The sequence below is a fragment of the Actinacidiphila sp. bgisy167 genome (assembly GCF_965342175.1).
Classification (GTDB): domain Bacteria; phylum Actinomycetota; class Actinomycetes; order Streptomycetales; family Streptomycetaceae; genus Actinacidiphila.
In genome coordinates, this window is the sequence record NZ_CBDRBL010000049.1 from 14,587 (window position 1) to 34,395 (window position 19,809).

Annotated in this window: 19 protein-coding genes; 11 read left to right on the plus strand and 8 right to left on the minus strand. The window is 74.5% G+C overall.

The window, feature by feature from the left end; translation table 11 throughout:
* Window positions 1-8 precede the first annotated feature (8 nt).
* On the minus strand, window positions 9-1,976 hold the full coding sequence (locus ACRWND_RS19125) for a S9 family peptidase (RefSeq protein WP_431950922.1): 1,968 nt from the start codon (window positions 1,974-1,976) through the stop codon (window positions 9-11).
* Between the two features lie 333 nt (window positions 1,977-2,309).
* On the opposite strand from ACRWND_RS19125, the gene ACRWND_RS19130 reads away from it, so the two are divergent.
* Window positions 2,310-2,939 carry an alpha-ketoglutarate-dependent dioxygenase AlkB gene (locus tag ACRWND_RS19130; protein ID WP_431950924.1) on the plus strand — a complete coding sequence of 210 codons (630 nt, stop codon included), beginning with the start codon at window positions 2,310-2,312 and terminating at the stop codon, window positions 2,937-2,939.
* Between the two features lie 364 nt (window positions 2,940-3,303).
* Here the strand turns inward: ACRWND_RS19130 and ACRWND_RS19135 are convergent, their stop codons facing one another.
* Window positions 3,304-3,519 (minus strand): DUF6296 family protein, encoded by a 216-nt coding sequence (locus ACRWND_RS19135; protein WP_431950926.1) that lies wholly within the window; start codon window positions 3,517-3,519, stop codon window positions 3,304-3,306.
* 143 nt (window positions 3,520-3,662) lie between these two features.
* Here ACRWND_RS19135 and ACRWND_RS19140 point away from each other — a divergent pair, with 143 nt between their 5' ends.
* The gene (locus ACRWND_RS19140; RefSeq protein ID WP_431950978.1) at window positions 3,663-4,088 is read left to right on the plus strand and encodes a RidA family protein; all 426 of its coding nucleotides are present in this window, start codon (window positions 3,663-3,665) and stop codon (window positions 4,086-4,088) included.
* Window positions 4,085-4,786: a 4'-phosphopantetheinyl transferase family protein gene (locus ACRWND_RS19145; RefSeq protein ID WP_431950928.1), complete on the plus strand. Its 702-nt coding sequence runs from the start codon at window positions 4,085-4,087 to the stop codon at window positions 4,784-4,786. The genes ACRWND_RS19140 and ACRWND_RS19145 overlap by 4 nt, the downstream gene beginning before the upstream one ends.
* Before the next feature lie 182 nt (window positions 4,787-4,968).
* On the opposite strand, the gene ACRWND_RS19150 is transcribed toward ACRWND_RS19145, so the two are convergent.
* Window positions 4,969-6,000, minus strand: coding sequence for an alpha/beta fold hydrolase (locus tag ACRWND_RS19150; protein ID WP_431950930.1), 1,032 nt, complete (start codon window positions 5,998-6,000; stop codon window positions 4,969-4,971).
* Window positions 6,001-6,323: 323 nt separating this feature from the next.
* Here ACRWND_RS19150 and ACRWND_RS19155 point away from each other — a divergent pair, with 323 nt between their 5' ends.
* Together ACRWND_RS19155 and ACRWND_RS19160 are read left to right on the plus strand one after the other, a co-directional pair.
* A complete protein-coding gene (locus tag ACRWND_RS19155) occupies window positions 6,324-7,349 on the plus strand; it encodes an ATP-grasp domain-containing protein (RefSeq protein ID WP_431950932.1) in 1,026 nt (341 codons plus the stop codon).
* 47 nt (window positions 7,350-7,396) lie between these two features.
* On the plus strand, window positions 7,397-7,837 hold the full coding sequence (locus ACRWND_RS19160) for an SRPBCC family protein (protein ID WP_431950934.1): 441 nt from the start codon (window positions 7,397-7,399) through the stop codon (window positions 7,835-7,837).
* Window positions 7,838-7,892: 55 nt separating this feature from the next.
* Here the strand turns inward: ACRWND_RS19160 and ACRWND_RS19165 are convergent, their stop codons facing one another.
* Window positions 7,893-8,669, minus strand: a complete 777-nt coding sequence (locus ACRWND_RS19165) for a TetR/AcrR family transcriptional regulator (RefSeq protein ID WP_431950936.1) — start codon at window positions 8,667-8,669, stop codon at window positions 7,893-7,895.
* A 59-nt stretch (window positions 8,670-8,728) separates the two neighbouring features.
* On the opposite strand from ACRWND_RS19165, the gene ACRWND_RS19170 reads away from it, so the two are divergent.
* A complete protein-coding gene (locus ACRWND_RS19170) occupies window positions 8,729-9,589 on the plus strand; it encodes an SDR family oxidoreductase (protein ID WP_431950938.1) in 861 nt (286 codons plus the stop codon).
* A 402-nt stretch (window positions 9,590-9,991) separates the two neighbouring features.
* Here ACRWND_RS19170 and ACRWND_RS19175 read toward each other — a convergent pair whose 3' ends face one another.
* From ACRWND_RS19175 to ACRWND_RS19185, 3 genes are all read right to left on the minus strand, one after another.
* The gene (locus ACRWND_RS19175) at window positions 9,992-11,227 is read right to left on the minus strand and encodes a transglycosylase family protein (protein ID WP_431950940.1); all 1,236 of its coding nucleotides are present in this window, start codon (window positions 11,225-11,227) and stop codon (window positions 9,992-9,994) included.
* 134 nt (window positions 11,228-11,361) lie between these two features.
* Window positions 11,362-12,168 carry a pyridoxamine 5'-phosphate oxidase family protein gene (locus ACRWND_RS19180; protein WP_431950980.1) on the minus strand — a complete coding sequence of 269 codons (807 nt, stop codon included), beginning with the start codon at window positions 12,166-12,168 and terminating at the stop codon, window positions 11,362-11,364.
* A complete protein-coding gene (locus ACRWND_RS19185) occupies window positions 12,165-12,860 on the minus strand; it encodes a pentapeptide repeat-containing protein (protein WP_431950942.1) in 696 nt (231 codons plus the stop codon). The genes ACRWND_RS19180 and ACRWND_RS19185 overlap by 4 nt, the downstream gene beginning before the upstream one ends.
* Window positions 12,861-12,944: 84 nt before the next feature.
* Here ACRWND_RS19185 and ACRWND_RS19190 point away from each other — a divergent pair, with 84 nt between their 5' ends.
* On the plus strand, window positions 12,945-14,369 hold the full coding sequence (locus ACRWND_RS19190; RefSeq protein ID WP_431950944.1) for an FtsW/RodA/SpoVE family cell cycle protein: 1,425 nt from the start codon (window positions 12,945-12,947) through the stop codon (window positions 14,367-14,369).
* On the plus strand, window positions 14,366-15,829 hold the full coding sequence (locus ACRWND_RS19195) for a penicillin-binding transpeptidase domain-containing protein (RefSeq protein ID WP_431950946.1): 1,464 nt from the start codon (window positions 14,366-14,368) through the stop codon (window positions 15,827-15,829). Before ACRWND_RS19190 ends, ACRWND_RS19195 begins: the two co-directional genes overlap by 4 nt.
* A gap of 61 nt (window positions 15,830-15,890) precedes the next feature.
* Here the strand turns inward: ACRWND_RS19195 and ACRWND_RS19200 are convergent, their stop codons facing one another.
* Window positions 15,891-16,973: a ferritin-like domain-containing protein gene (locus ACRWND_RS19200; RefSeq protein WP_431950948.1), complete on the minus strand. Its 1,083-nt coding sequence runs from the start codon at window positions 16,971-16,973 to the stop codon at window positions 15,891-15,893.
* Window positions 16,974-17,286: 313 nt separating this feature from the next.
* Between ACRWND_RS19200 and ACRWND_RS19205 the strand changes: the two genes are divergently transcribed.
* From ACRWND_RS19205 to ACRWND_RS19215, 3 genes are all read left to right on the plus strand, one after another.
* Window positions 17,287-17,748 carry a hypothetical protein gene (locus ACRWND_RS19205; RefSeq protein WP_431950950.1) on the plus strand — a complete coding sequence of 154 codons (462 nt, stop codon included), beginning with the start codon at window positions 17,287-17,289 and terminating at the stop codon, window positions 17,746-17,748.
* Window positions 17,749-17,752: 4 nt separating this feature from the next.
* Window positions 17,753-18,019 (plus strand): hypothetical protein, encoded by a 267-nt coding sequence (locus tag ACRWND_RS19210; RefSeq protein ID WP_431950952.1) that lies wholly within the window; start codon window positions 17,753-17,755, stop codon window positions 18,017-18,019.
* Window positions 18,020-18,592: 573 nt separating this feature from the next.
* The gene (locus tag ACRWND_RS19215) at window positions 18,593-19,741 is read left to right on the plus strand and encodes an NlpC/P60 family protein (RefSeq protein WP_431950954.1); all 1,149 of its coding nucleotides are present in this window, start codon (window positions 18,593-18,595) and stop codon (window positions 19,739-19,741) included.
* The last annotated feature ends 68 nt before the right edge of the window (window positions 19,742-19,809 follow it).

The window sequence follows — 19,809 nt, forward strand, 5'->3', positions numbered from 1 at the left end:
GCCTGACGTCAGGGCTGCGGGGTGAGCCAGCGGTCGTACCAGGCCAGGCTGCGGCGCAGCAGGTCCAGCAGGTGGCCGCGTCCGCTGATGCCGTGGCCCTCGCCGGGGTAGACGGCGAACTCGTGCGGGACGCCGTGGTGGCGCAGGGCGCGGTGGAGGAAACGGCCCTGGGAGACGGGCACATTGGTGTCCTCCTCGCCGTGGAGGATCAGGACCGGGGTGCGGATGCGGGAGACGTACGAGATCGGGCTGACCCGGTCGTGGAGGTGGGGTCCCGGACCCTCCCAGCCGATGCTGCCGCTGCCCGCCGACTCGACGACGGGTCCCTGCTCGCCGGTCGCGCCCAGCATGCCCCAGTCGCTGATGCCGGCGCCCACGATCGCGGCCTTGAAGCGGTCGGTCTGCGTGACGGCCCAGGCGGCCAGGTAGCCGCCGTGGCTCCAGCCGCCGATGCCGAGGCGGTCGGGATCGGCGACGCCCTGGGCGACGAGGAGGTCGATGCCCTCGGTGATGTCGGTCCATTCGGCGCCGCCGACGGCTCCGTCCACCGCGGTGGCCGCGAAGGCGTGGCCGCGGCCCTCCCCGCCGCGGGGGTTGGGGAGGAAGACGGCGTAACCGGCGGTGGCGAAGAGCTGGCCGGGGGGCAGGTCGATGTGGAACTGCCATTCGTCGGTGTAGCGCCCGTACGGGCCGCCGTGCGCGATGGTGATCATCGGGAAGGGGCCGTCCGCGCGGGTGCGGCCGGGCGGCAGGAGGAGCAGGCCGTCGAGGGCGAGCCCGTCGGAGGCCTTGTAGGAGAGGCGTTCCTGGCTGCCCCAGGGGATGTCGCGGAGCTCGGGGCGGGTGTCGCTGATCCGGGTGAGCGGGCCGTCGGGCGGTCCGGCGTGGACGTTCTTGGGCTCGTACGCGGTGCCCGCGAGCACGGCGACCGTCTCTCCCGTGCGGCTCGCGGTGAGCGCGTGGACGATGCCGGGGCGGGTGTGCAGGCGGCAAAAGCGCCGCTCGCCGGGGTCCAGCCGGAACAGCGCGGTGTCCAGGCCGTCGGCGAAGACGGCCAGGGGCGGGCCGTCTTGGACCTGGAGGAGTTCTCTGGGGCAGACGGTCGTGCCGGCGGTCAGGTCGCGTGCCTCGGGCGGTGCCTGGTGTCCCGGGTCGGCGGGGACCGCGCGGTCCAGGACGGCCGGGGAGCCGACCAGCCCGGGCGGGGTGGTGGCCAGGTGGGCGAGGTGCCAGCCGTCCTCGGCCCGCCACCAGACCGGGCAGCGCGCCGCGTGCCCGGCGGGGCCGAGGTCGTGGACGGCGCCTGCGGCGGTCTCGACGAGATGGAGCCGTGCGGTCAGTGCGCCGGGGTCCTCCTCCGCGCAGTCCCAGCTGAGGACGGCCAGCATGCCGCCGTCCGGGCGCTCGGCCACCTCGACGACGTGCCGGTCGCCGAAGGCGTCGACGGTGCGGACGGCGCCGCTGTCGAGGTCGAGCAGGCGCAGGCGGGCGGAGGGCTCGGGACCCGTCCGCTCGGTCCACACCATCACGTCGTCGCCCCCGTCCTCGGCCTCGTCCGGTTCGCCGGCGGCGATCAGGGCGACGGTGCGGCCGTCGGCGAGCGGCAGGTGGTTCTCGATGCCGCCCGGCCAGGTGGTGAGGGCCTCGGCGGGGCCGTCCGGTCCGCCGTCGGCGGCGAGGCGTACGCGGTGCAGCTGCCCGGCGGTGGTGAAGAAGACGGACGCCGAGTCCGGGGCCCAGCGCGGCGCGCCGATCCAGGTCGTGCCGTCGGTCAGCTGCCGGGGCGGTGCGCCGCCGTCGGCGGGCACCGCCCACAGGACACTGGCCGGGCGGTCCGCGACGGCGAGGGGCCGCGCCGTGTGGACGACCGTGCGGCCGTCCGGGGAGACCGCCGGGAACATCGGTATGACGCTGTCCACGACCGCTCGTGCCACGACGTCGCTCTGCGCCGCCAACACGCCTTGTTCAAGGCTCATGTGATGTGCCGCCCTTTCCGTAGGCGGCCCCATCCTGCCCCAGGTCCCCGGCGCGGGCGGACGGGATCGAGGAACGCGCGTCGCGCCGCACGCCGGCGGGCGGCGCTCGCCGGCGTGCCCTTGCCGAGACGACTCCGGCTGCCGGGGGCGCGCTCGCGCGCGGGGACGCCGGCGGCACCGGACGCGGGTGCGGACGCCGGTGCGGGCATCGGCGGGCAGCCCGCGTGCGGCTTCAACCACGAGCCGGGTCGGCTCCCGAGCGGCTCGCCGGGCTCTCCGCCCAACCCGCTCGAAAATAGCTCGACTGTTCGATTAACGCGTTACCCTGGACGCATGACGGCACCGCTCCAAGGATCGCTCTTCGACCAGACCGACGAGTTGCTGCTCGGTCCGCTGGACGGCCTGCGGCGGACGGAGCTCGGCGGCGGGGCGTGGCTCGACCAGCTGCCCGGATGGCTGCACGGGGCCGACGCCCTGTTCGGGGAACTGGCCGGTTCGGTGCCGTGGCGGGCCGAGCGGCGGCAGATGTACGAGCGGGAGGTCGACGTGCCCCGGCTGCTGGCCTTCTACGGGGAGGGCGACCGGCTGCCGCACCCCGTGCTCGACGAGGCCCGGGCCGCCCTCGACGCCCACTACGCGGACGAACTCGGCGAGCCCTTCGTCACCGCGGGGCTCTGCTTCTACCGGGACGGCCGGGACAGCGTCGCCTGGCACGGGGACCGGACGGGCCGGTCGGCGACGCAGGACACGATGGTCGCCATCCTGTCCGTGGGCGACCCCCGCGACCTGGCGCTGCGCCCCCGCGGCGGCGGCGCGGCCGCGATGCGGCTGCCCCTCGGACACGGCGACCTCGTGGTGATGGGCGGCTCCTGCCAGCGGACGTGGGAGCACGCGATCCCCAAGAGCGCGCGCGCCGTGGGGCCGCGCATCAGCATCCAGTTCCGCACGCGCGGCGTCCGCTGAGGCCCCGACGCGGCCTGGGCCGCGTCGTCACATGAGCGGCGTCCGCCCACGCAGCGCGCCGTCGTCCCCGGTTTCCCCGGTCGCCGTGGCGGCGCCGACCGTCTCCGTGTGCGTGTCCCTGATCGAGCGGGCATGACGTTCCCCTCGGGATGCGGGTTCGCTGGCCGACTCACCACAAGGCAGTACGTTCGGGATGCAAACGGAAACGCGAAACCCGCCCGTCGCCGCGCCCACCACCCCCGACTGCGGGACGGTGACGCAACCAGCCCTTCCCGTCACGGACCGCGAACGGGGGTGGGCAGGGCACGCCTGCGAGCCAGGCATTCCGAGCCGCCCCAGGACGCGGACGCCGGCGGCCGGGCGCTCAGTGCGGCGTCGCGCGCGAGGGGGCGCCGAGGCGCTGATGCCCGCCCGTCGCCAGCATGCGGACTTCGCCGCGGTCGCTGATCTCCGCCTGGACGATGCCCGTGTCGTCGCTGTACACCGGATGCCCTCCGGCTCCCTTGCGCTCGGTGCGCTTGACGACCACGGTGTCGCCGGAGACGGGGAAAGTCAGCTCGTACGTTTCGGCGTGACTCATGAGGGGAACCTCCTGCCTCCGCCCCTATGACGGTTTATGCCCAGAGAATCCGTGGCCAATGACACCGGTCATGACATCCGCTGTGGCGCCGGATCGACTCCTTGGGGGAGCATGGAGCGGTGTCGATCATCAAGGGGGAACGCATGTCCCACCTCACCCACGTCGCCGCTCCCGAGGGCGTTCCCGCGGGCCGGGGCTACAGCCACGTCGTGTGGGGCGAGGGCCGCTTCGTCGCCGTCTCGGGGCAGATCGCGGTGGACGAGCGAGGCGGGATCGTCGGGCCGGACGACCCCGAGGCGCAGGCGCGCCAGGTCTTCGCCAACCTCGACCGCTGTCTGGCGGCCGCGGGGGCGGGCTGGGGCGACGTGGTCAAGTTGACCTTCTTCGTCACCGACACGGCCTTCCTGCCCGCGGTCCGCGAGGCGCGCGACGCCTACGTCGACACCTCGCGGCCCCCGGCCAGCTCCGCGGTGCAGGTGGCCGCGCTCATCCGGCCCGAACTGCTGGTGGAGGTCGAGGCGTTCGCGATCGTCCCGGTCCTGCCCACGACTGCGGCGGCCGGGTCGTGACGCTGGTCCCGGAGCGGTTCACCGTGGCGGCGGCCCGGCCGCTCACCCCGCCGGGGCCCGGCGACCCGCCGCGGCTGTGCCTGGTGGACACGGCGGCGAACGCGGCCGCCGCCGTCCACCTCGCGCCCGGGCTGCTGGACCGGCAGGAGCGCGAGCGTGCCTCGGCCTTCCACTTCGACCGCGACCGCGTCAGCTACATCACCGCGCATGTGGCGCTGCGCCTGCTGCTGGCGGCCTATCTGGGGACCCGTCCCGGCGCGGTGCCGCTGACCCGGGAGACGTGCCCGATGTGCGGCGGCCCGCACGGCCGGCCCGCGGTGGAGGGCGGCGCCCCGCACTTCTCGCTCTCCCACTGCCGGGAGATGACGCTGCTGGCCTTCGCCGCAAGCCCGGTGGGAGTGGACGTGGAGGCGCTGCCGGGCCGGGAGGCCGTGGACGGCGTGTGGCGTTCGCTGCACCCGGCCGAGGTGGACGAGCTCGCAGTGCTGCCCCTGGAGGAGCGCCGGGTGGCCTTCGCACGGACCTGGGCACGCAAGGAGGCGTACCTGAAGGGCCTGGGGACGGGCTTGGCCAGGGAACTGTCGGAGGACTACGTGGGCTCCGGTCCCGCCCCCGCCGGCGGCCCGAAGGGCTGGTCGCTCACCGATGTCGCGGTCGGCGACGGCCACCGCGCGGCTGTCGCCGTACGGCTGGGCTGAGGCCGTCGCCGGCCGGGGCGAGCGGGGACGCGGGGCGGACACGGCGGCAGCCCTCGGCGACCCGCGCGGTCCGCGGCGTGCGCGCGGGCGTGGACGCGGACCCGTACAACCCCCGGCGGCGGGGCGTGGGCCGCACCCCGCCGCGCCGCCGGACGCTTCGCCGCTGTTGCCGCTGTTGCCGCTCAGCGACGGCAGCGGCGGTACTGGCGGTACTGGCGCATCGCCGCGACGAGGGCCGCGCCGGCCACGAGGGCGAGGCTCGCGACGCCGCCCACGCTGGTGAGGAGCTTGTCCCGGGGGCCGGTGTCGGCGAGCGAGGGGCGTTCCCCGGTGCCGGAGGCGGTGCCGCCGGACGCGGCGTCCGAGGCAGTGCTGTCGGCGGCCTCGCGGATCATCCGGGCGACGGTGTCGGGGTGGGAGAGCATCGCGACGTGCGAGGAGGCGACCTCGGTGGTGTGCGAGCCCGCGCGCTTGGCCTGGAAGCGCTCCAGCGCCGGGTTGATGGCATGGTCGTCGGCGGCGACCAGCGCCCACGAGGGGATCGTCCGCCACGCCGCGCCGGGCGCCTTGTCGGTGAACGCCCGCAGCGCGATGGGTCGTTGCTCGGCAGCCATCAGCCGGGTCCGTGCCGCGGGCAGGTCGGCGGCGAAGACCTTCCGGAAGACGGAGTCGCGGATGTAGACGTCGGTGCCGCTGCCCGAACCGTCCTGGTACGGGACCAGGCGCTGCGCCGAGCCGAGGTCGCTCGGCGCGAACCGGGCCTGGAGCCCCTGCAGGGTCTCCCCCGCCTCGGGCATGAACGCGGAGACGTAGACCAGCGCTCTGACGTTCGGGTTGCCCGCCGCCGCGGCGCTGATCACCGCGCCGCCGTAGGAGTGGCCCGCGAGCACGACCGGGCCGTCGATGCTCTTGAGCACACTGGCCGTGTAGAGGGAGTCGCTGACGAGCCCGCGCAGCGGGTTCGCGGGGGCGACGACCTTGTAACCGGCGCCTTCCAGGCGCTCGATGACCGGGCTCCAGCTCGACGCGTCGGCGAAGGCACCGTGGACCAGCACCACGGTCGGCCGGGCCCCGCCGGCGGCGGAGCCGTCGCCGACTGCCGACGCGAGGGCCGGGCCGGCGGCGAAGCCCGTCGCGGCGAGCGCCGCGGCGAGGGCGCCCGCGCTGACTATGCGGCGCCGGTTCTGCGGACCGGGGGAGGACGCTTCAGCCATGCTGCTCTCTCTTCGGCAGGAGGGACTGCTGTCGCCTCCCACCCTTGGCCCGGCACAGCCCTCCTGCCTGCTCCCGGGGGACGTACGGGTGACGGCGGGCCGTCCACAGCTCCCCCCGCGCTGCGCGGCGTCGGACCGCGGGCGTCGGACCGCGGGCGTCGGACCGCGGGCGTGAAACACCGGCGTCATCGAACACGGATATGATCCGCCTCACATTCGATCCGGACGGCCGGACGGTGTGCGCTCGCGCACGCCCTCCTGCCGCGCCCCATGCATGAGGGGAGCGTCCGATAGCCCTCCGAATATGGCTCAGCAGCGCGGGGGTGGCCTCCACCCAGGTCATGCGGATGCTGCGCGGCAACCCCGACTCCGTGGACGTCCGTGTCTACGGGACCAACGTCGACCCCTCGGCGCCGGCCCTGGCCGCGTGCGACGTGGCCGAGGTCGAGCCCCGCCGCGTCGGCGACGACGCCTACGCCGAGTTCGCCCTCGACTTCTGCCGCAGGCACCGGATCGACGTGCTGGTGCCGCCACGCCGGCTGACCGCGCTGGCCGGGCGGGCCGAGGCGTTCGCCGCCGCGGGCACCCGGCTGATGTGCTCGCCCGCCGCCTCGGTGAAGGTGCTGACCAGCAAGCGCCGTACGTACGAGGAGGCGCTCGCCGCCGGCATCCCCGTGCCGCCGTGGCGGGTGGTGCGGGACGCCGACGGGCTGCGGGCCGCGGTGGACGAACTCGCGGCGACCGGCGAGACGCTGTGCATCAAACCCGCCGGCGAGTACTCGGCCTTCGGCTTCCGCATCCTGGAGGACCGGCCGATGGGCATCCGCGACCTGCTCGCCCCCGCCCGCCCCATGGCCTCCGTCGACGCCGTCGCCCAGGCGATGAAGCGCGCCGCGGACGAGGGAGAGCACGTCCCGAGCATGATCGTCATGCCGTATCTGGAGGGCCCCGAGATCAGCGTCGACTGCCTGTCCGCGCCGGGCGGCCGGTTGCTGACCGCCATCCCCCGGGCGAAGGAGGGCCGTTACCGGCGGCTGCTGGACGACCCCGGGATCACGGACATCGCGCGGCGCCTGGTCGAACACTTCGGCCTCGCCTACCTGTCCAACGTCCAACTGCGCCACCGCGGCGGCGAACCCGTGCTCCTGGAGGCGAATCCGCGCCCCTCCGCCGGGATCTTCCAGACCGCCTTCACCGGCGTGAACCTGCCTTGGGCCGCCGTCCGTCTGCTCACCCGCGGCGACGCCGGGCTGCTCACCGCCCCCCGCCTCGGCGGCCGCGTCGCCGTGACGGAAGCGGCGACCGAGGTGCCGGAGACTGCTGCCGTCCAGGAGGCCAGCGTGGCGTGAGCGCGGGGCAGGGGGCACGCTGGAAGGAGGAAGGCAGGTGGCAGCTCATGAGCAGACTCGAAGAGCAGATCGACCTGAACGTTCCGACCGAGGTGGCGTGGCAGCACCTGCATCGCCTGGACGACTACCCGCAGTTCGTCGAGGGCGTCCGGGAGGCGAGCGCCGCCGGGGGCGGCAAGGCCAGGCTCGGCGTGTCGGGGACCGGCGGCGGCTCCCTGGAGGCGGAGTTCTCCGACCGCACCAAGGCGCACAGCGACACCCGCGAGATGACCTGGCGCACCCGCGGCGGCGCCGAGATCACCGGAACGTGCTCGGTCCTCCCGATCGACGAGCAGCACAGCCGCGTCCAGGTGCGCATGGAGTACGACCCCGCCGAAGTCCATGACGCCTTCGGCGGGCCCAAGGGCTTCGCCCAGGTCAGCGCGATCGAGCGCACGGTCCGTCACGACCTCGAACGTTTCAAGGACTTCGTCGAGCGCGAGCACTAGCCCGGTGGATCGGTCACGGGAGCCGACGTGAACGAGGGCGGCGCCCACCGCGCGGTCAGGCGTGCGGCGCGCCGCCACCCGCTGCGAGGCGGGTGAGCCACTCCCGCAGCAGGAGCCGCTCGCCGTCGCTCAGGGCGACGGCGTCGCCGAGGGCGTCTTCGCCCTCCGGAAGGGCCGCGCGCAGGGCGCGTGCCGCCGAGGCGAGGCCGGACTCCGCGGCGGGGACCGTCGGTTGGGCGCGGGTGACGGCGGCGATCATGGACTCCCGGAGGACGGCCAGCAGCGCCGGGTCGCGGCGTCCCGGCGGGGTGGAGTTCCAGGTGGCGACCGCGCCGAGGCCGGTCGCCCGGATGATCTGCCCGGCCAGCTCCTCGTCGACGCGCAGCCACCCCCCGGCCGCCAGCCGGCGCACCCGGCCGCGGAGGATCTCCAGGCCCGCGCGGTGCGCGAGGTCCGAACCGCGGCCGGTGGCCCGGTTCATCACCGCGAACAGCTCGGGGCGCGAGATCCCGAACTCCACCACCATGTCCCAGCCGCGGCGCAGCTCCTCCACCGGATCCTCCGGCGCGGGATCGAGCTGCGCGCGCTTGCTCTCCAGGAACTGCGCGTAGCCGTGCTCGGCGACCGCCTCCAGCAGTCCCTCCTTGTCGCCGAAGAAGCGGTAGATCGCCGGGGGCTGCAGGCCCGCCGCGGCGGCGACCGCGCGGGTGCTGACCGCGCTCGGGCCGCCGCTCTCCAGCAGCTCGACGGCCGCCTCGACGATGCGGCGGCGTGGGTTGTCCGGGGTCTCTGAGGTAGGCATGAACCGATGATACCCAACGAATAGTTCCATCGTTATTTCCGGTGTTACCATCGCGTCGATATCATCGATACCCGGATGGGGAGAGCCCCGTGATCATCGTTACCGGAGCCACCGGAAAGCTCGGCCGCCGCATCGTCGAACGCCTGCTGGAGCGCGTCCCCGCCCAGCGCGTCGGCGTCAGCGTCCGCGACCCCCGCAAGGCCCAGGACCTCGCCGACCGCGGCGTCCGCGTCCGGCAGGGCGACTTCGACGACCCGGCCTCGCTCGTGCACGCCTTCGAGGGCGCCGAACAACTGCTCCTGGTCTCCCTCGACCGCACGGGCGAGGAGTGCGTGGCCGGGCACCGCGCCGCCGTCGACGCCGCCGTGAAGGCCGGCGTCGGCCGCATCCTCTACACGAGCCAGATGGGGGCCGCCCACGACTCCCGCTTCGCGGCGTGCCGCGACCACGCCAGAACCGAGGACCTGCTGCGCGCCACCGGCCTGCCCTGGACCGCGCTGCGCAACGGCTTCTACACCGCCAGCGCCGTGCAGTTCCTGCAGTCCGCCCGCCGCACCGGCGACATCGCCCTCCCCGCGGACGGCCCCGTCGCCTGGACCGGTCATGACGACCTCGCCGAGGCCACCGCCGCGATCCTCACCGACGAGGGCCGCTTCGAGGGGCCCACCCCGCCGCTCACCGGCCCGGCGGCGCTCGACTTCGACGCCGTCGCCGAGCTCGCCTCCCAGGTCGCCGGACGGCCCTTCACCCGCACCGTCGTCCCGGACGGCGCGTTCCACGAGCAGACCCTGGCGCACGGCGCCCCCGCGCCGATCGCCGACCTGCTGCTGAGCATCTTCGCGGCGGCGCGGGGCGGTGAGTTCGCCGCCCTCGACCCGACGCTGGCCGAACTGCTCGGCCGGCAGCCCGCCGACTTCGGCACGCTGCTGGAGCGCGCCTGGGCCGAGTAGTCCCGGCGCGGGCGCGCCCACCCGTCGTGCGCAGCGCTCACCGCCCTGCCGCCGCCCGTCCCGGCCCCGCCGGAACGGGCGGCGGCGCTGCGCGGCGGCGACGGCGCCGTCAGCCCATGCGCGGGGCCGTCGCGGTTCTCTGCGCGACAGCAAGCGCATCCGGGGCCTATGGCGCCGACTCGCCCACGGTTCCGGGCCACATGAGGTGTGCCCGAGCGGGACGGCGGCCGGGCCGGTCCAGGCGGTGGGCCGCGGAACGCGGCTCCGCACGGCCCGCCACCCCGCTGATCGCGGCCTCAGCGGATCGCGGCCGGTCTCGGCACCGGCTGGATGCCCTTCGCCGCCGCGGGCCGGGTGAGAGCGCGTGCCGAACTCCCACACGCGCTCCCGGACACGGTTCGGTCAGAGCCGCACGCCGTGCCGCCGCAGCCAGGCGACCGGGTCGACGTCGGAGCCGTACCCCTCGCCGGTGCGGACCTCGAAGTGCAGGTGCGGGCCGGTCGTGTTGCCCGTGGAGCCCGAGCGGCCGACCTGGCGGCCCGCGGCCACGAACTGGCCGGCCCGCACGGTCAGTGAGGACAGATGGCCGTACTGCGTGTACATGCCGTCCGGGTGACGGATCACCACCTGGTAGCCGTAGGCGCCGCCCCAGCCGGCCTCGACGACGGTGCCCGCCGCGACGGCCTTGACGGAGGTGCCGGTGGGCACGGTGAAGTCCTGGCCGGTGTGGTAGCCGCTGGCCCAGTGGGATCCGCTGCGGCGGTAGGGGGTGCCGAGCCCGCCGCTGACCGGTGCGACGAACGCCTGGGCGGCGGAGGCAGGTGCGGCGCGCCGCTCCGCCTGCTTCGCGGGCTTCGACGGCTTGGCGGGCTTCGACGGCTTCGCCGCGTTCACGGGCTTCGCGGACTTCGTGCCGGGCACGGACAGTTCCTGCCCCGGCAGGATGAGGTCCGGGTCGGCTCCGACGACGTGGCGGTTCGCGGCGTAGAGCCGCTGCCAGCCGCCGTTCACACCTCGTTCGTCGGCGATGCCGGAGAGCGTGTCTCCGCTGACGACCGTGTAGTCGTCCGCCTTCCCCGGGCGGTCTGGATTTTCCGGGCGGTGACGGTCCGTGCGCTGCCTCGTCCTCCGCTCGCCCTCGGCCGCGGCCTTCTGCCCGGCTTTCGTCCCGGTCTTCTGCCCGGTCTTCTGCCCGGTCTTCTTCCCGTCCCCCTTCGCGGCGTCCTTCGCGTGGGACGCCGCCTCGCCCCGGGTGAGCCCGGCCCGCTGCGAGCACACCGGCCAGGCCCCGGGTCCTTGGGCCTCCAGTACGCGTTCTGCTATCGCTATCTGCTCGGATCTCGTCGCCAGGTCGGCCCGTGCGGCGAACTTCGTGCCGCCGTACGCCTTCCACGTCGACTGGGCGAACTGCAGCCCGCCGTAGTAGCCGTTGCCGGTGTTGATGTGCCACGTGCCGCTGCTCTCGCACGCGGCGACCTTGTCCCACGTCCCGGCCGTCGCGGCGCCCGCTCCGGGGGCGGTGACGAAGGGCAGCGCGAGCCCCGCGCCCGAGGCGGCGGTGACGGCGACGGACACCGGCGAGAGCCGGCTCGGCGGCTGGGGTCTGCGGTGGCGACCGCGCGCGGCGCGTACGGGCATGGGGGACCGCCTCTCGGTTCCGGGCACACGGCCGTACAAGTACGACAGATGGATCTTGTCGCCGCAAGGGTGCTTTCAGGACTCTGTCGTCCCAAAACACGCGCCCCGGTGCCGGGTTGCCCTTCCTCCGCCCCTCAGGAGGTGCGGGGCGGCAGCGGAAGCGGCAGCCCGGGCAGACCATCGAGGCTGGTCCCGACGTGCGGCTTGCCCGCGCAGTAGTCGCTGAGAGGTCGCACGGATAGGCGGGGTGGAGAAAGGAGCGGGTCGAGGGCCGAGTCCGGCAAGGCGGAGAAGGGAGACGCAGCGGAGCTGCGGCGACCGACGACAACGCCGCCAGGCGAGAGCCCTCGACCCGCGACGCCGGCCCGCCTATCCGCGCGGCCTCTGAAGGACTCCTCCGTCTCCCGGGAGAAGCGCTGGGTGTGCAGCGGCCGTTCTGCCCGGAAGTCCATCTCGGGGACGGCGAACCCGCAGCTGTCGCTGATGCGTTCGGCGGTGACGACGATGACGGCGCGCAGGTCGGTGCGCCTGCGGATGTCCTCGGAGAAGTACGGAAGGAGGTCGCGCCAGCGCGGGTCGTCGCGGAAGACGGGCTCCCCCCGCCCGTGCACCCGCACCACGGTGGGCGGTCCGGTGAAGGCGCACCACATCAGGGCGATGCGGCCGTTCTCCCGCGGGTGGGCAATGGTCTCCGCACCGCTGCCCCCGAGGTCGGCGTAGGCGAAGGTGCGGTCGTCGAGGAGGGCGGAGGAACCGTCGAGCCCCTTGGGCGACACATTGACGTGCCCGTCGCCGACGAGCGGAGCGGTGGCCGTGAAGAAGACCTTCTGCTCCTCGATGAAGGCGCGCAGGCGCCCGTCGATGCGTTCGTACGTCTTTTTTCCCTTGCGGCCATTCTCCGTGCGGCCCCGCCGCCGCCCAAGGGTCAGGAAGCGGATCAGCCCCGCCGGGGACGGACCGCGCGGTCGTCCTCGCCGTCCCGGACGGCGATGCCCAGCGCGGCGGCGAGTGCCGGGGCCAGGTCGAGCAGCTGGGCGCTGCCGATGACGGCGCCGCGCAGCGAGTCGTGGCCGTCGGCGAGGTCGAGCCGGGTGGCACCGCGCAGATCCGTCGCGTCGAGTTCGGCGCGGCCGAGGCGCAGGCGCTCCAGTTGCGTGCCGGGGAAGGAGACGTCCTTCAGACGGGCGCCGCCGAGGTCGACGTCACGCAGCACGCAGTCCTCGAAGACGACCTGGTGCAGCCGGGCGCCGCGCAGGTTGACGGAGTCGAACTTGCAGCGCCGGAAGACGGCCCGGCGCAGCACCGCGCCGAAGGCCTCGACCCCGGCGAGCACACAGGAGTCGGCGGTAACGTCCATCCAGTTCGTCTCGGCGGCCGAGGTGCCGACGAGGCGGTCGCCCTGCAGCCAGACGTCGTTGAAGCGGGCCCGGCGCAGGCTGCCGCCCTCCAGGACGGTGTCGGTGATCGCGCACTCCAGGAAGACGGCGCCGCCCGCGTCCTGTCCGCCGAGGGTCAGGCCGTCGAAGTGGAGGGTGTCGTAGCGCTCCTCGACACCCAGCCCGGGCGCGTCGAAGGGCTCCAGCGCCTGCGCGTAGGGCAGCTCCGACAGGGACCGCGGTGCCGGGAAGGTCATGGCGGCCACGCTAGCGGCCCCCTGTGACAGCCGCCTTCCCGAAGATGAGCGATTTGTCCGTGATGTCTTGCTACGTTGCGTCCCATGACCGCCCCGGCCCCCGCCCCCCGGACCGCGCAGCCGGCCCTCGCCGTGCCCGCCGTCCCGGTGCCCCGGCGCCGGGGCGTCGAGCTGGCGCTGCTGGTCGGCGCGGTGCTGATCCCGGTGTACGGCTACTGCGCCGTGGGCCTGGCGCACGACGGCGCCGTGCCGCGGGGTACGGCCGGCTTCGGCGGGGCCCTCGGCGGTCTGGCGCTCGCCGCCCATCTGGCGGTCCGCCTGCGCGCCCCGTGCGCGGACCCGCTGCTGCTGCCGATCGGGGTGCTGCTCAACGGCCTGGGCCTGGTCCTGATCCACCGCCTCGACCTGGAGACCCCCGACGCCGCCGCCCCGGCGCAGCTGGTCTGGTCCGGGCTGGGCGTGGCCCTGTTCACCGCCGTCGTCCTGCTGCTGCGCGACTACCGCGCCCTCGCCCGGTACGCGTATCTCGGGGTCGTGGCGGCCCTGGTGCTGATGATCGTGCCGAGCCTGTTCCCCTCCGTGAACGGCGCGAGGATCTGGATCCGGGTCGCGGGCCTGTCCTTCCAGCCCGGCGAGTTCGCGAAGGTGCTGCTGGCGGTGTTCTTCGCTGCGTACCTCGCGGACAACCGCGCCGCGCTCGCGTACACCGGGCGGCACGTCCTGCGCTTCCGCCGGCTGCAGATGCCGACCGGCCGGGTGCTCGGCCCGGTGCTGGCGGTCTGGACGATCAGCCTGGGCGTGCTGGTCGTGGAACGGGACCTGGGGACCTCGCTGCTGTTCTTCGGTCTCTTCGTGATCCTTCTCTACGTCGCCTCGGGCCGCACCGGCTGGATCGCGGTCGGGCTGCTGCTGTCGGCGGCCGGGGCCTTCCTGGTCGGCTCCCTCGAGCCGCACGTCCACTCACGGGTGGCGGACTGGCTCCATCCCTTCGCCGGCGCCGGGACGGGGCAGGGGCCGGGCCAGCTGGCGCAGTCGCTGTTCGCGTTCTCCGCCGGCGGGCTGCTCGGCACGGGCCTGGGCGAGGGGCACTCGGTCCTGATCGGTTTCGCGGCCAAGTCCGACTTCATCCTGGCCACGGCCGGCGAGGAGCTGGGGCTGACGGGGCTGACCGCGCTGCTCCTGCTGTACGGGCTGCTGGTCGCCCGGGGCTACCGGGCCGGACTGGCGGTCCGCGAGCCGTTCGGCCGGCTGCTGGCCGTGGGACTCGCCTCGATCGTGGCGCTGCAGGTCTTCGTGATCGCGGGCGGGGTGACGGACCTGATCCCGCTGACCGGGATGGCGATGCCCTTCCTGGCGCAGGGCGGTTCCTCGGTCGTCACCAACTGGGTGATCGTGGCACTGCTGATCCTGCTCAGCGACGCCGCCCGCCGTCCGCTGCCCGCGGCGGACGCGGGCCGGGCCGCAAGCCCGACAGGCCGGGCCGCCCCCGGCCGGGCGGGCACCCCGTGATCCCGTACGCCCGCCGGGCCGCGGCGCTCTGCCTGCTGCTCCTGGCGGCCCTGCTGGTGAACGCCGTCCGCATCCAGGTCGTGCGGGCCCCGGCCTACGACGGCAACCCCGCCAACCGTCGGCTGCTGATCGACCGCTATGGGCAGCCGCGCGGCGACATCCTCGTGGGGAACCGGCCCGTGACAGGTTCGAGGTCCACCGGCGCCCAGCTGGACTTCGTCCGCACCTACGCCGACGGCCCGGTCTACGCCCCGGTGACCGGCTTCTCCTCGCAGACCTACGGCACGGCCCTGCTGGAGGCCGCCGAGGACGAGGTGCTCTCCGGCACCTCCCCCGGCCTGTCCGGGCTCGCGCTGTGGAACGCGGTCAGCCGGCAGCCGCAGCGCCCCGGCCACGTCCGCACCACCATCGACCCGGCCGTGCAGAAGGCCGCGTACAGGGCAATGAACGGCCGGAAGGGCGCGGTCGCCGCCCTCGACCCGGCGACCGGCCGGATCCTGGCCCTGGTGAGCACGCCCTCCTACGACCCGGGGACGATCGCCGGCACCGGCCCTGCGGCGCTCGGCGCCTGGCGCCGGCTGGTCGCCGCCGAGGACCAGCCGATGCTCAACCGGGCGCTGCGCCAGACGTACCCGCCGGGTTCGACCTTCAAGACGGTGACGGCGGTCGCGGCGCTGGTCTCCGGGGTGGTCGACGACGTCGACGAGCCCACCGACTCCCCGGACCCCTTCCCGCTGCCGGGTTCCACGACGGCGCTGCGCAACGAGTCGGCGTCCGCGGGCTGCGAGGACGCGCCGCTGCGGCACGCGTTCGTCGTCTCGTGCAACACCGTCTTCGGCAAGCTCGGGGACGACGTGGGGCTGCGGGCGATGCGGGAGACGGCCGAGGCCTTCGGCTTCAACGACCCTTCCCTCGCCGTGCCCTCGCGTCCCGCGGTGAGCGTCTTCGACCGCCGTATGGACCGGGCGCAGCTCGCGCTGTCGTCCATCGGGCAGTACGACACCCGGGCCACCCCGCTGCAGATGGCGATGGTGGCCGCGGCCGTGGCCAACGACGGCACGCTGATGTACCCGCACCTGGTCGACCGGACGACCGACGCGGCCGGCCTGCCGCTGGAGGTCACCGCGGAGCGGGCCTACCGGCAGGTGATGGACGGGGCCGTGGCGCACGTGATGCAGGATCTGATGGTCGCCGCGGTGCGGCACGGCACGGGCCGCGACGCGGACCTGCCCGGCGTGGTGGTGGGCGGCAAGACGGGCACGGCGCAGCACGGCGAGGACAACCGCGAGAACCCCTTCGCCTGGTTCATCGCCTGGGCGAAGGAGAGCCGGGGGGCCCCGGCGAAGGTCGCCGTCGCCGTCGTCGTGGAGGACGCCGCAGCCGACCGCGCCGACATCAGCGGCGGCGGCAAGGCGGCCCCCGTGGCCCGCGCCGTCATGCGGGCGGTGCTGGGGCGCTGACCCCGGGCCGGGCGGGGCCGCCGCCGTCGCCGCGGCCCCCTCCCCGCGTGGTCCCCCGAGGTCAGTCCTCGGCGCCCAGCGCGATGGCCGCCTCGACCTCGGCCGCCCGCTCGGTCTCCTCCCTCGCGAAGCGCTCGGCGTCGAGCTTCTCGGCGATCTCCTCGTCCTGCGCCATCAGGAGGTCGAGGTCGCTGTCGCCCATCTCCAGGACGCCCATGTCGACGTATGCGCGCTGCAGCCGCTCGCCCCACAGCCCGATGTCCTTCACACACGGCACGATGCGGCTGAACAGCAGCTTGCGGAAGAGCCGCAGATACTCCGAGCGCTCGCTGAGCTCCTCGGCCTCCTGCCGCGGGATGCCGAAGTCCTCCAGCACCTCGCTGCCGCGCAGCCGGTCGCGCATCAGGTAGCAGCCCTCGATGACGAACTCCTCGCGCTCGCGCAGTTCGGCGTCGGACAGCTGCTTGTAGTGGTCGCGCAGCGCCATCCGCCCGAAGGCGACGTGCCGGGCCTCGTCCTGCATGACGTAGGTGAGGATCTGCTTGGGCAGCGGCTTGTCGGTGGTGTCGCGGAGCATGCCGAAGGCGGCCAGCGCCAGCCCCTCGATGAGCACCTGCATGCCGAGGTAGGGCATGTCCCAGCGGGAGTCGCGCAGGGTGTCGCCGAGCAGGGCCTGCAGCGAGTCGTTGATCGGGTGGACCATGCCGACCTTCTCGCGCAGGAAGCGGGAGTAGATCTCGGCGTGCCGGGCCTCGTCCATGGTCTGGGTCGCGGAGTAGAACTTGGCGTCGAGGTCGGGCGCCGACTCCACGATGCGGGCGGCGCACACCATGGCGCCCTGCTCCCCGTGGAGGAACTGGCTGAACTGCCAGGAGGCGTAGGCGCGGCGCATGTCGCGCCGGTTCTGCTCGGACATCTTGTCCCAGTAGGGCGTGCCGTGGACGGTCATGTTCTGGTCGGGCACGCCGAGCGGGTCGTAGGGGTCGACCTCGATGTCCCAGTCGATGCGGGTGACCGCGTCCCACTGCTTGTCCTTGCCCTTCTGGTAGAGGGCGAGCAGCCGGTCGCGCCCGTCGTCGTACTCCCAGGAGAAGCGGGCGGCTCCGGAAGCCGGGATCTCCCACGCGGTGTCATGCGACGGCATCGGCGCCTCCTCGGCTCGTGACGGACGTGCTGACACACCGTCTCACAACACCGTGACCGCCGGTAACCCACGCGCGGCGCGCGAGAACGCGGCGGCGCGGCTGCCGGACGCCTGCGCGACGCACTCCTTCGATCCCGCGTCCGCGGGGTGGAGCAGGCCCGGCACATCCGCCGCGCCCGAAGGAGCCGCGCCGCCGGGCGGCTTCGGCGGGCGCCGGAGCCCGCCCTGACCCGGGGCTCCCCCGCCGACGCCGCCCGGGTGGGCGTTCGTCGCCGATCAGCCCGCGGGTCCACGCCCCCGCAGCCTCGCCTTCGTGGACGAGCGCGACGCCGCGTACTCCGCGCTGCCGCGCGGCGGCAGCGCGGCCGGGACCAGCCGGACCGACGCCAACGTGGACGGCGTCCGGCGCGGCGCGGCCGAGCAGATCCCGCGGCACCCGGGCGCCCCGCGCCCCGGACCGCGGCCGGCGATGACGGCGCGCTCCTGGATCGCCGGCGCCGAGGCCATGTCGCCGACCTGGCTGGACGAGGGGAAGCGGACTCCCGCCGAGGAGGTGCGCACCTGGCTGGTGGACCACTTCGCCGCCTTGCTGCCGGTCAGCTCCACCACCGGCCCCAAGACCGCCGGGGCGGCGCCGGCCGCGCTGGAGCGGGAGAGTGGCGGCGGCCCCGCCGGCGGGCCTGGCCCGCCGGGTGGCCCCGCCGGCTCGGACCGTCGCACATCTGCTCCCACCTGCCGTTTCGTGAACCGCCCGCCGTGGCAGGGCCTACCCTGAGTTCGTGAGGCATGAGGACACGGAATTTGTCGGGGGGCCGCTGGACGGCCGCGTGCTGGGGGTGCTGACCGGCATCACCGGGCAGCCCCCGAAGGTGTACGAGGTGCCGGTGCCGCAGGAGGACGGCGCGCCCCCCGTCGTGCACGTCTATCATCGCGAACCCAGTCCCGGCCCGCGCGCGCAGCGCCGTACGCGCTTCGTCTTCGTCTACGACCCGGAGGGGAACCGGCCGGACGGGCCCCGCTGGCCCTGGTCCAAGCCGCGGCGGTGACCGCCGGCGGGCAGGACGGCAGGCAGGCCCGGGCGGGCCGCCGCGACCCAAAGGGCAGGGCCGTAGCGCGGGGGGCTTGACGACGGCGTCGCCGGGGTGGCGGACGACCGGTTCTACCGGCGGGGCCTTCGCGGCGCGGCCGCGTGCCGTGCGCGGGGGCCTCGCGCCCCTCGCCGCGTTTCGTGCGTGGCCGTCGCCGCTGGGCCGTACCGGGGCACGAGGCGCGCTGACACCCCGTCATCTCGGGAGCAGTGCCTTCGGGGCGGTCCCGGAAGCGGAGGCAGAGCCCGCGCCGACCGAGGCGGCGGACCGCGATCCCTGACGGCCTGCGGGCGACTGCGCCGCCAAAGCACCCGTTTCTCCCGCGTGTTGCGACGGCCGGTCGGTGAGCCGGGACCGCCCGGCGCGGGCCAGTCCCAGGACAACACAGGCCGTCCCTTCGGCCGACCCCGGGCGAACGGGTGGCGCCGCGACCGGCGGAGCCCGTCGTTCCGGCCCGCCCCTCTGTCGCAGCCGACCCGATCATGTAAGGATCTACCCGCAGGTGTCGGCCGATCAGCAGGAGGTGACGGGATGTCAGCAGCACACCGGCCCAAGGAATGGGTGCGCAGGGCACTCGTCTGCGGGGCGCTGCTGGCCGCCGCGGCCCTGGGGATCCCCGGCCAGGCCTACGCCGCACCCGCCGACCCCCCGCCGGACAACCAGACGCTCGTGGTGCTGCTGGAGCAGCTGCAGGACCTCTACCAGAAGGCCGAACAGGCCACCGAGACCTACGTCCAGGCCAAGGTCGACCTCGAGGAGAACCAGAGCAAGGCCGAGCGCCTCGACCGGCAGCTCGCCGAGGAGCGCACCGCGCTGAGCGACGCCCGCAGCCTGGCCGGGCAACTGGCGCGCGAGCAGTACAAGTCCGGCGGTGTCTCCCCCTATCTCAGCCTGCTGCTCAGCCGCGACCCACAGGACGCCTTCACCCAAGGCCACGTGCTCGACCGCGCCGCGGGCAGCCAGGCCGACCTCGTCGCCCAGCTGGAGAACGGCGAGAAGCGCATCGCCGCGCTCAACCGGGCACAGCAGCACGCGCTGGACGGGTCCGCGCAGCTGGAGGAGAAGCAGCGCGAGGCCAAGGAGGACATCGAGCGGCAGCTCGCCGACGTCGAGCGGATCCTCGCCGGCCTGACCGGCTCCCAGATCGAGGACCTCCAGGAGCTCGAGCAGCAGGGCATCGACCGGGCGCAGGCGGCGTTCCTGCGCTCCGGGCGGCTCGGCAGCTCCGCGCTCGCGCCGTCGCTGGCCGGAAACCGGGCGCTGAGCTTCGCCTACGCCCAGCTCGGCAAGCCCTATGTGTGGGGCGCCGAGGGCCCGAAGGCGTACGACTGCTCGGGGCTGACCTCGCGGGCCTGGGAGCACGCGGGCACCACCATCCCGCGCACCAGCCAGGAGCAGTGGAAGCAGCTGCCGCGTGTCCCGCTGGACCAGCTGCGCCCCGGCGACCTGGTGGTCTACTTCCCAGGCGCCACCCATGTGGCGATGTACATCGGCAACGGCATGGTCATCCAGGCTCCGCGCCCGGGCGCCGTGGTCAAGATCTCCCCGATCGCGTCCAACCCGGTGCTGGGCGCCGTGCGACCGGACTCCGGCGCCCCGTCGATGACGCACTACGTCTCCCCGCCCGTCCCCCGCTCGGCCACCGACCCGACCCCGCTCGGCACCGCGCCGCGGCCCTGAGGCCGCGCCCGCGCCGTGGCCGACGCCGGGGCCCTGCGACCGCTGGTCGACCCGCGCCGCCTCGCGCC